Here is a 10015-nt window from a genome sequence, read left to right as displayed (position 1 = left end):
CTCCCAACTCCCAACTCCCAACTCCCAACTCCCAACTCCCAACTCCCAACTCCCAACTCCCAACTCCCAACTCCCAATGACACCCCTTCCCCACTCCTACCACCAACCCCTTCTGACTTTAGAAAACATCTCCCACTCCATCAACAACGACCTAATTCTGCGCGATATCAACCTTCAGGTTTTAAACGTCACCCGCCCCAATATGCAGCAGGGCCAGGTCGTCGGCGTCTACGGTCGCTCGGGCATCGGCAAATCGGTGCTGTGCCGCATCATGGCGGGGCTGCTGCGGCCCGGCAGTGGCACGGTGCGGGTGGGCGACACCCAGCAGCCCGTGACGCCCGGCGCCGTGGGCTTCGTGCAGCAGCGCTACCCGCTCTTCCAGCACCGCACCCTGGCCGACAACCTCCTGCTGGCCGCCCAGTGCCGCCATCACCCCGAGGCCGCCCGCCAGCACGCCGCCGCCTACCTCGACCGCTTCGGCCTGGCCGCGCACGGCCGCAAATACCCCGCCCAGCTCTCGGGCGGGCAGCGGCAGCGCGCCGCCATCGCCCAGCAGCTGCTCTGCGCCGAGCACTTCCTGCTGCTCGACGAGCCCTTCTCCGGCCTCGACGTGGCCATGATTGACGAGCTCCGGAAAATTATCGTCGAAGTCACCACCGCCGACGAGCTCAACACCGTCGTCATCGTCTCGCACGACCTCGTGACCACCACCGCCCTCGCCGACTGCCTCTGGCTGCTGAGCCCCGAGCGCGACGCCCGCGGCCAGCTGCTGCCCGGCGCCACCATCAGCCCCCGCCACCAGTACAACCTCGCCGACCTCGGCCTAGCCTGGCACCCCCACGTGGAAGCCGAGCCGGAGTTCGTGCGGTTTGTGGAGGGGATTAAGGAGGAAATTCGGGTGGGTTAACTGGCGGCGGTTTCCTGCAGCGCCTCCACTAGCGGCTTCAAATCGAAGTACATCGTGCGATACGACTGCTGCGGGGGCAGCGGCTCGTCGGGGTTCACGAAGTTGAAGCCGAGGCGGGCATAGAAACCACTGGCATCGTAATACACCCCAGCGCTGTCGGGGTCGAGGTCGTAGAAAGCATCTACGGTCATGAAGCGGACGCCAACCTTGGGCACCAGTTCCACCGCAGCGTATTCCAAAGCCCATTCTACCAGGCGGCGGCCCGCACCCCGGGCCCGGCCATCGGCCGCGAGCAGGCCAATTTTCACAGCGGGCATGGTGCGGTACTGCACGCCTTCGCTGGCCAGCGGCGGCTGTTCCAGCTCCAGCTTGTCGGTGAGCAGGGTGATGTACCCCGCCAGATACCCTTCACTCTCAATAATCCAGCACCGGCTGATAAGCGCCTGTTCCTCCCGCACAATGCGCCCGCGCCGCCAGAACGTGCCAAACTCGCCCCGCTTACAGCGAAACCCCTGCCCCAGCGTTGCCGCCAAAGCAGGGGTCAGGCGGCTTACTTCGTGCAGCGAGAAATCGACCTCGGCAAAGCGGGCAACGGGCGGCATTCTGTTTACGCTTGCTGAGCGCGCCGCTTGGCAATGCGCTCAATTGTTTGCTGCGCGGCGCTATTAGCCACGTGGCCACCTTTTTTGAGGGCTTTAGTCAGCTTTTCAGCTTCTTTGCCTGCAACGGGCTTGGAAACGGTATTGGTGATGAATTTCATGGCGTAGAATGTCTAACGCTTTGGGAAATTATGACTTCTGATATAACAGCAAGGAAACTAATCAGGTTGCATTAACCCGCTCTATAACCCAAATTTAGCTCTTTCATATCGAAGTAGCACGCGTCACAAACGAGCTTGATTTTTGCAAAAGCTTCTGACTCGTCATTCCATTCGCCTATCCGCAGCAATACTTCATCGCAGGCGTCGCACCAAGCATTGAGTTCATCATCGGAATAAGTCACGCTTGGGTCAGAAGCGAATGGCTCATAAAACCCGACGCGGGTATGTAAATTCAGGTGCTGGCAAATATAAGCTGGGTATCGTGTGCCATGCGTGCTACATTCTACGCGCTTTTCTTCACTCATCGTTTTGGTGTTTGGGAAAATCTTATCAAAAGTAGTCGTCTAAGCTGCCCGTTCTTTGTTGCCGTAACTTTTCAATCCTACCCCATGCCCACCGGCACCCTCCTCCTCATCGATGACGAAGCGCGCTTGCGCCAGCTGCTGGCGCGGGTGCTGGAGCTGGAAGGCTACACCGTGCTGCAAGCGCCCGATGCAGCCCGCGGCTTCGAGCTGCTGGCCCGGCACGCCGACGAGGTGCTGCTCATCCTCTCCGACGTGAAGCTGCCCGATGCCCACGGCGTCGATTTGCTGCCCCGCTTCCGGGCCGCCGCGCCCGAGGCCGAAGTGGTGCTGCTCACCGCCTTCGGCACTATTGCCGACGGCGTGCGGGCCATGAAGCAGGGCGCCTTCGACTACCTCACCAAGGGCGACTTCGAGCAGCAGCTGGTGGTGGTAGTGGAGCGCGCCGCCGAGAAGGCCCGCCTGCGCAAGCGCGTGGCCGAGCTGGAGCGGCGCGTGAACCAGCAATACCGCTTCGAGGACATGATTGGGGCCTCGGCCGAGCTGCGCCGCGCCCAGGAACTGGCCCGGCAGGTAGCGCCCACCGACTCCACCGTGCTGCTGGAAGGCCCCACCGGCAGCGGCAAGGAGCTGTTTGCCCAGGCCATCCACGCTGCCAGCGGGCGGCGCGCCAAGCCCTTCGTGGCGGTCAATTGCAGCGCTTTCCCGCGCGATTTGCTGGAGTCGGAGCTGTTTGGCTACCGCCGGGGCGCCTTCACCGGGGCGCTCACCGACAAGAAGGGCCTGCTGGAAGAAGCCCACGGCGGCACCCTGTTTCTGGACGAAATCGGGGAGCTGGAGCTGAGCGTGCAGGCCAAGTTTCTGCGGGTGCTGGAGTTGCAGCAGTTCACCAAGCTCGGCGATACCAAGCCCACCCACGTGAACCTGCGCCTGATAGCCGCCACCAACCGCAACCTGCGCCAGGAAGCCGCCGAGGGCCGCTTCCGCCCCGATTTGTACTACCGCCTCTCGGTGTTTACGCTGGCCGTGCCGCCGCTGCGCGCCCGGGCGGCCGACGTGCAGCCGCTGGCCGAGTTTTTCCTGCACTACTTCGCCGCCCGGCTGGGTAAGCGCATCCCCGGCCTGGCCCCCGAGTGCCTGCCGCTGCTGCTGCGCTACGAGTGGCCCGGCAACGTGCGCGAGCTCAAAAACGTGCTGGAGCGCGCCGCCATCCTGGCCCCGGCCGGCGAGCCTCTGAGCCCTGATTTCCTGCCCGATGAATTGCACGCGCTCCTTGCTGCTGATGCTGGCGACGACAGCCTGCGGGCGCTGGAGGCCCGGCACATCGCCCGGCTGATGGCCGAGTTGGGTGGGAATAAGCCGGAGGTGGCCCGGCGGCTGGGGATTGGGCTGACGACGTTGTATCGGAAATTGGAAGAGTACGGGGCGGGGTCGCCCTCCGCGTGAACCTCACCCCCCGGCCCCCTCTCCAAAAAAGAGGGGGAGCCTGACGATTTTCCGACCTAAAATTTTCAGAACCATAACCGGTGCCCCCTCTTTTTTGGGAAATGCGCATCAAGCATTTCTTCGGGGGTCAGGGGGTGAGGTGAACGCCAGAACGATAAACTCATGTCCCTCAAACTCAAAATCCGCCTCAGCATCCTGCTGCTCCTGCTGCTCCTCCTCGCCATCGGCACCCAGGCGCTGTATGCCACCGAGCGGCTGCACCAGGCCACCCAGGCCGACCTGCGCCACGAGCGTGGGCTGCTGCTCGGCCTGCTGGCTCTCAGCACCGCTGTGGGCGTGCTGCTGCTGGTGCGCCTGCCCCGGCAGGTAACGCGCCCCCTGCGCCGCCTCGTAGCCGAGGTGGAGGACGTGGCCGGCCCCGGCCCCGCCACCCGCGTGGGCATCGCCAAAAACGACGAAGTAGGCTCCGTGGCGGCGGCCGTGAACCAGGTGCTGCGCCAGGCCGAAGCCGAGCGCCGTGCCACCCTGGCCCAGCTCATCAGCGAGCGCAACCGCATGGCCAGCGTGGTCAACAACCTCAATGAGGGCCTGTTGCTGCTCGACCAGCACGAGATAATCATCTTGGCCAATCCCGTGGCGGGCGAAATCCTGGGGCTGCGCCCGGCCGAACTGTTGGGCCGGGCCGCCGCCACGGTGGCGCTGCAGAATGAGTCGCTGCGTGCCATGCTGGCCGCGCTGCACGCCGCCCCGACGCCTGAAGGCGCGTCGTCCCCGCTATTCACCATTCGGCCGCACGGCGAAAACCTGCATTACCAGCTCAGCACCGCGCCGGTGGAGGTGCTGCACGAAGAAACCCAGCGGCGCGAGTTCGCCGGGCACCTGCTCTGCCTCACCAACGTGTCGGATTTCAAGCGGCTGGATGAGCTGAAATCCAACTTCCTTGCCACCATCTCGCACGAGCTGAAAACGCCGCTTTCCAGCATCAACCTCAGCCTCATGCTGCTGCGCGACGAGCGCACCGACGCGGCCGAGCGCCAGCGCCTGGCCGACGGCATCGGCGACGAAACCCGGCGGCTGCTGGGCCTGGTAGGCCAGTTACTCGACGTGTCGCGCCTCGACGCCGGGGCCGGCATCAAGCTCAACCGGCAGCCCCTGCAGCTGGCCGAAGTGCTGCGCTACGCCACGGACACCGTGCGCCCACAATTGGCCGATAAGCAATTGCAGCTCGACGTGCAATTGCCCGAGGGCCTGCCCGCCGTGCTGGCCGACGTGGAGAAAACCACCTGGGTGCTTATCAATCTACTGTCGAATGCCGTGCGCTACTCGCCCATCGGCGCGCCGCTGCGCATCCGGGTGCAGCGCTGGGGCGAGATGCTGCGCCTAAGCGTGCAGGACGCGGGGCCGGGCATCGCGCCGGAGTATCACCGGCGTATTTTTCAGCGCTTCGCGGCGGTACCGGGGGCCACGCAGCACAGCACCGGGCTGGGGCTGAGTATTTCGGCCGAGTTTATTGCGGCGCAGGGCGGGCAGCTGTGGGTGGAGAGTAAGCCGGGGGCGGGCAGCTGCTTTTTATTTACGCTGCCCTGTCATGCTGAACGCAGTGAAGCATCCTTTCACAGTTGAACAACTCGGCACTGTCATGCTGAACGCAGTGAAGCATCCTCTCACGTCCGAACGAAATCGTTATGGCGTGAGAGGATGCTTCACTGCGTTCAGCATGACAGTTCTGTTAATTCTTCCGCTGCAGCGGGTGGTCTTCCAGCTGCGCGTAGGTCAGCTTCCAGCCGGCGTCCTTGCCCTCCCCTACCTGCTTCCAAATCAGCACGTAGTTGCCCTCGCCGAAAGCTTTGGGCTGGCCGGGTGCATCGGGCAATACATCGACGGAGAAGGTGCCGGCGGCGTAGGCCAGCTTGCTGTCGTTGGCCGAGCTGATGACGCTGGTTTTCAGGTTCTGGATGGTGCCGTTGGTGGCGCGCACCCATTTGTCGCCCACTTCGGCTTTGCCGCTAAAATGCGATTCGCCCTGCAGGAAGTGGACGTCGTCGGCCAGGAAGGCCAGGGCTTTGTCGACTTCCTTGTTGTTCCAGGCGGCGATGAATTGCTTGTTGAGGTCTTCGACGTCGGCGGTTTCGGTGGCTTTGGAACAGCTGCTCAGGATGGCGGCGGTGCCCAGGAGGCAAAGAAAGGATTTCATAAGGGTCAGAAAGAGAAAGACAGGGAGAAAGAAAAACCCAGGCGGGGAGCCCGGGTTTTTCGAGAAAATTAACCGGAGCTTACCAGCTTTTACGTTTCACTTCGGAGTTCGAATACGGCTTCGCGGGGTCGGCCGGCGCGTTGTTGGGGATGTAAGCCGGGTTGGCGGGCAGGGCGGTTTGCTCGGCGTAGGCCATCACGGCGGGCATGGCTTCGGGGTTCACGTTGCCGTTGTTGCGGCTGGCGGCCAAGGCGGCGGCGCGGCTGCGGGCGGCGTTGCGCTCGGCCACGGCGGCACGCTGGTTGGCGCGGGCGGCGGCGGCACGGGCGCTGGCGGCTTCGGCCTGGGCGGCGCGGGCCTTGTTCTTATTATCGATGCTTTTGCCGACGGCGTAGCCCCCGGCCCCACCTACCACGCCACCCACTACGCCGCCCACGGCGCGGTTACGCTTGTTGATGAGGGCGCCAGCGGCGGCCCCGCCAATGCCGCCGATGATGGCACCTTTAGCCTGGGGGCTAACTTTTCGGTCCTGGGCCTGGGCCGAATGAGAGAAAACGGTGGTGAGCAGCAGGAGCAGGCTCAGGAAATACGGGAGGGTTTTCATGGCGAAGGAATGATAAAGTGGTGGAAAAAATTAACACTCTCGATGGGAATGTTTACAACCACCGTGCCATAAACGCCATCGGCTATAGTTGAGTTACGCGGGGCCAACTGAACCTCTTTCCGGCACATGGGGTATCTTACGCGGCTTCTGACGCGAACGGTGTCGTTTGGAAGTGCCTGCTTACCCGTTGTCGGCCCTATGAAATCCTTCCCCATCTGGCGCGCGCTGGCCGTTGGGCTCCTGCTGCTTGGGCTGGGGCTGGGGGTGGCCGTGTGGCTGCTGGGCACGGCCTGGGGCAAGCGGCAGCTGCAAACCATCATCCGCGAAAAAACCACCAAAAACTCGGAACTGGAACTGGCGCCGTTCGACGTGGATTTCTCCATTTGGCGCGATTTTCCGCACGTCACGGCCTCGCTGCGCCACTTCGTGCTGACCGATACCACCGCTGGCCTCCCCCACGAAGTGCTGCGCGTGGACCGCGCCGATTTGCGACTGGACACCCGGGCGCTGCTGCAGCGGAAAATTAAGGTCACCCGCATTGAGGTTACTAATGTGCTGTTTGCCGAGCAGGTCGATTCATTGGGGCGGCACTGGGGGCTGCGCGGCAAGCGGCAGCGCGGCTCGGCCCCGCCGCCCAAGGTGACGCTCGACGTGGATTCGCTGGTGGTGCACAACTTCGTCATCAACACCCGCAACGGCTTCAACCGCAGCGCCTTTAATACTAAGGTGCGGCACGGCCGCGTAAAGCTGCGCCTGCGCGACGGCATCCTGCTGGCCACCGGCGTGCTCGATGGCCAGCTGGCCCAACTGAAAACCCGCAGCGGCGTGCTGATGCACGACGAGCCTATCCGCGCCTGGGTGAATTACCGCTACGTATTTGAAAACCACCGGGGTACGCTCTGGCGCACCCGCGCTACGCTCAACGGCGATACCATCAATATCAGCGGTACGCACACGGTGGCGGCTAATCAGCAGGCGGGCACGCTGCTGAACATTCGCTTCGAGGGGCCGCAGCCGCTGCTGGAGGTACTCAACATTGCCCTGCCGCCCAGCTTGCGCAGCTACCTGGAGGGCGCGGTGAGCCCGAGCAAGGCACAGGTGCAATATACCATCAGCGGGCTTTCGGGGCCGCGGGTGCGGCCGCACAACGTGCTGAAATTCGGGCTCGACAACGCGCAGCTCATCTGGCCCGACTCGGCCCGCCGCATCAACCGCTGGGATTTGCGCGGGGTGTACGACAACGGCGCCGGCCGGGGGCCGCGCTACGCTTCGCTGACGCTGGAGCGCTGCCGTATTCACTCCTCGGCCGGACAGCTCGATTTAAGCCTGAAAATAAACAACTTCGTGCGGCCGCACTTCGCGGGACGCCTGCACGGCCGGGCCGAGCTGCCCGATTTGGCCGCCATCATTACCCCCGAAATATGGCAGGCCCGGCGCGGCCTGGCCGACCTCGACATTGGCCTGCACGGCTACCTGCCCCCGGCGGGCCGGCGCCGCCGTCTGGCCGATTTGCAGGAAAACGTGTGGGTGCGCGGCACCGTAACTTTGCGTGGGGCCGACTTTACCTTCCTCAACCGCGCCCACCTTTCCGATTTGAACGTGCGGGTGGGGCTGCGCGACAGCCTCTGGCAGCTGTCCAATGCCTCGGGGCTGATGAATGGTATGCGCTTCAAAGCCTCTGCCACGACGGTAGGCCTGCTCGACTATATTGCGGGCGAGACGCCGGTTACACAAGTTAGCGGGCAGTTTGCGGTCGAGGATTTATCGGTGCAGAAGCTGCGCTACCTGCTGCGCCCACTGCCGCGCAATGCCGCCCTGGGCCCGCGCAAGCACCCACGCAAGCGCCGCAGCCGCGAGGATTTGCAGGAGCTGGCCACCCGCCTCGGCAACAGCCTCATCCCGGCGGGCCTGCACCTTGATGCCGACCTGCGCTGCCGCCGCCTGCTGCTAAGCCAGGATACCCTGCGCAACCTGGCCGTAACCGTGAAACACGACGGCCACCACGTGCAGCTCCAGAACCTGGCCGGCCGCGTGTGGGACGGCCAGCTGCGCGGCAACCTGAGCTGGCCCACCGATACCACCAACCGCGTGGCCCCGGTGAAGTACCAGCTGGCTGTGCATTTCGATACCCTTGACTACGAGCGGCTACTCGACCGTCTCACCCGCCCGCCACGCCGGCCGGCCCGCCCCAACCGCCCCGCCAGCCCCGCCCTGGCCGATATCCTGCTGGCCGCCAACGGCAGCATCGACTGGGACGTGAATACCGCCTTGCTGCCCGACGACCAGCAGCTGCGCCAGGTGCGCCTACGCTTCGACAAGCAGGGCAATACGCTGCACGTGCCCAACCTCAGCTTCAGCACGCCCGACGGCGCCAGCGGCCAGGCCTCGGCCACGGTGCTGGTCGAAAACCGGCGGCTGGTGTCGGTCGATGCCGATTTGAACCTGCACTACGCCACGCTCGATATTCCTGATTTGCTGGAGTTAATCACCAGCCTCACCACCCCGCCCGACTCGGTGCCGCCGGCCCGGCAGGCAGCGCGGGCGCGCCGGCAGGCCCGCCGCCTGCAGCAGCCCCGCCCCTCCCTGATGACCAGCGGCGCCCTCACCGCCGTGCTGCGCGTGCAGGCCGACAAGGTGCGCTACGCCGCCGTCCGGGGCACTGATTTTCGGCTCGTTACGCACCTGCGCGACGGCGAAGCCACCGTCGACGACTGCTCGGTGCAGGCGCTGCAGGGCCGCATCAGCCTGCGCGGCCGCCTGCGCACCAACATGGGCCGCGAGCACCACCCACTGCACGTGCAGGCCCGGCTCGAAGACATTGCCCTGCCCGACCTCTTCACCACTATCAGCAGCATGGGAGTCAATGCCATAAGCGGCGAAAACATCCGCGGCCGCATCGACTGCGCCGCCGACATCCGCACCGACCTCGGCCCCCGCTTCCTACCCTCGCTCGACCGCACCCGGGCCTACCTCAAGGCCGACATTCGCCAGCTGGAACTGGTGGATGTGGAGTTTTTAAAAGAAGCCCTGAGCTTTATGAAGGCCGAGCGCACGGGCCACTTGTTTTTCGAGCCCGTCAGCACCGAGTTTCTGCTCAATGATGGGCAGCTGCTGATACCGCGACTGGTACTCAACAGCAACCTTACCAACCTTACCATCAATGGCACCTACGGCCTCGACGGCCGCGCCAACCTCTTCGTGGGGCTCAAGCCTTTCCAGGCGCTTTTCGGCGACAACCAGCACCGCATCGAACGCATCCAGACCGGCGAGCCCCTCACCCGCTCCAAGGGTAAGCTTATGAATGTCAACCTGCGCCGCATGGCGCCCGGCGAGAAATATAAGGTGCGGCTCTTCCAGGGCAAGGAGCAGCGCGAGGGCTACGCCGAGCTGCGCCGCCAGCGCCGGGAGCTGCTGACGACCCAGCGGCTGGATACGACGATGCGCTTATTGCCTAGCTTACCAGCGGCGAAGGCGGGGCAGTAAGAACCCGGGGAGGGCGAAACTCCCCTCCTTGGAAAGGAGGGGATGTTTTCGCGCAGCGAAAACGGGGGTGGTTGGCCCGGTCGCGCCGTTAGCGCCGTCAGGAGTTCTACTGTGTCGTCAGGGTTTATTCGGCAGTAAAAAAGTTACCGCAGCGAGAAAGGATTACTGCGACGTTCAGACGGCGCGGACGGGCGAACCCCCCCCGTTCGCGCCTCTTCAGCGCTCACATCCCCTCCTTTCCAAGGAGGGGAGTTGTCGT

Annotated in this window: 9 protein-coding genes; 4 read left to right on the top strand and 5 right to left on the bottom strand. The window is 64.2% G+C overall.

Annotated features, from left to right (window positions below; genetic code table 11):
• Window positions 1–76 precede the first annotated feature (76 nt).
• Entirely contained in the window at window positions 77–907 is an 831-nt protein-coding gene (locus Q5H93_RS22660) for an ATP-binding cassette domain-containing protein (RefSeq protein ID WP_305009001.1), read from the top strand.
• Here Q5H93_RS22660 and Q5H93_RS22655 read toward each other — a convergent pair.
• From Q5H93_RS22655 to Q5H93_RS22645, 3 genes are all read right to left on the bottom strand, one after another.
• Window positions 904–1509, bottom strand: coding sequence for a GNAT family protein (locus Q5H93_RS22655; RefSeq protein ID WP_305009000.1), 606 nt, complete (start codon window positions 1507–1509; stop codon window positions 904–906). The genes Q5H93_RS22660 and Q5H93_RS22655 overlap by 4 nt on opposite strands.
• A gap of 5 nt (window positions 1510–1514) precedes the next feature.
• Complete coding sequence (locus Q5H93_RS22650) at window positions 1515–1667, bottom strand: hypothetical protein (RefSeq protein WP_305008999.1); 153 nt, start codon at window positions 1665–1667, stop codon at window positions 1515–1517.
• A 71-nt stretch (window positions 1668–1738) separates the two neighbouring features.
• Window positions 1739–1909, bottom strand: a complete 171-nt coding sequence (locus tag Q5H93_RS22645; RefSeq protein WP_305008998.1) for a hypothetical protein — start codon at window positions 1907–1909, stop codon at window positions 1739–1741.
• A gap of 207 nt (window positions 1910–2116) precedes the next feature.
• On the opposite strand from Q5H93_RS22645, the gene Q5H93_RS22640 reads away from it, so the two are divergent.
• Both Q5H93_RS22640 and Q5H93_RS22635 read left to right on the top strand, forming a co-directional pair.
• Window positions 2117–3475 carry a sigma-54-dependent transcriptional regulator gene (locus Q5H93_RS22640; RefSeq protein ID WP_305008997.1) on the top strand — a complete coding sequence of 453 codons (1359 nt, stop codon included), beginning with the start codon at window positions 2117–2119 and terminating at the stop codon, window positions 3473–3475.
• Window positions 3476–3637: 162 nt separating this feature from the next.
• Window positions 3638–5098, top strand: a complete 1461-nt coding sequence (locus Q5H93_RS22635) for a sensor histidine kinase (RefSeq protein ID WP_305008996.1) — start codon at window positions 3638–3640, stop codon at window positions 5096–5098.
• Between the two features lie 106 nt (window positions 5099–5204).
• Here Q5H93_RS22635 and Q5H93_RS22630 read toward each other — a convergent pair whose 3' ends face one another.
• Both Q5H93_RS22630 and Q5H93_RS22625 read right to left on the bottom strand, forming a co-directional pair.
• The gene (locus Q5H93_RS22630; protein WP_305008995.1) at window positions 5205–5669 is read right to left on the bottom strand and encodes a YybH family protein; all 465 of its coding nucleotides are present in this window, start codon (window positions 5667–5669) and stop codon (window positions 5205–5207) included.
• Between the two features lie 79 nt (window positions 5670–5748).
• Window positions 5749–6273: a YMGG-like glycine zipper-containing protein gene (locus Q5H93_RS22625; protein WP_305008994.1), complete on the bottom strand. Its 525-nt coding sequence runs from the start codon at window positions 6271–6273 to the stop codon at window positions 5749–5751.
• Between the two features lie 198 nt (window positions 6274–6471).
• On the opposite strand from Q5H93_RS22625, the gene Q5H93_RS22620 reads away from it, so the two are divergent.
• On the top strand, window positions 6472–9756 hold the full coding sequence (locus tag Q5H93_RS22620) for an AsmA-like C-terminal region-containing protein (protein ID WP_305008993.1): 3285 nt from the start codon (window positions 6472–6474) through the stop codon (window positions 9754–9756).
• The last annotated feature ends 259 nt before the right edge of the window (window positions 9757–10015 follow it).

Source organism: Hymenobacter aranciens (assembly GCF_030580865.1).
Lineage (GTDB): Bacteria > Bacteroidota > Bacteroidia > Cytophagales > Hymenobacteraceae > Hymenobacter > Hymenobacter aranciens.
The sequence above is the reverse complement of the archived record's forward strand: the minus strand, read 5'-3'. Positions and strand labels throughout refer to the sequence as shown.

Coding starts and splice junctions, on each gene's coding strand:
- Q5H93_RS22640 (WP_305008997.1), top strand. CDS start 2,117: ATGCCCACCGGCACCCTCCTCCTCATCGATGACGAAGCGCGCTTGCGC.
- Q5H93_RS22620 (WP_305008993.1), top strand. CDS start 6,472: ATGAAATCCTTCCCCATCTGGCGCGCGCTGGCCGTTGGGCTCCTGCTG.
- Q5H93_RS22660 (WP_305009001.1), top strand. CDS start 77: ATGACACCCCTTCCCCACTCCTACCACCAACCCCTTCTGACTTTAGAA.
- Q5H93_RS22655 (WP_305009000.1), bottom strand. CDS start 1,509: ATGCCGCCCGTTGCCCGCTTTGCCGAGGTCGATTTCTCGCTGCACGAA.
- Q5H93_RS22625 (WP_305008994.1), bottom strand. CDS start 6,273: ATGAAAACCCTCCCGTATTTCCTGAGCCTGCTCCTGCTGCTCACCACC.
- Q5H93_RS22630 (WP_305008995.1), bottom strand. CDS start 5,669: ATGAAATCCTTTCTTTGCCTCCTGGGCACCGCCGCCATCCTGAGCAGC.
- Q5H93_RS22650 (WP_305008999.1), bottom strand. CDS start 1,667: ATGAAATTCATCACCAATACCGTTTCCAAGCCCGTTGCAGGCAAAGAA.
- Q5H93_RS22635 (WP_305008996.1), top strand. CDS start 3,638: ATGTCCCTCAAACTCAAAATCCGCCTCAGCATCCTGCTGCTCCTGCTG.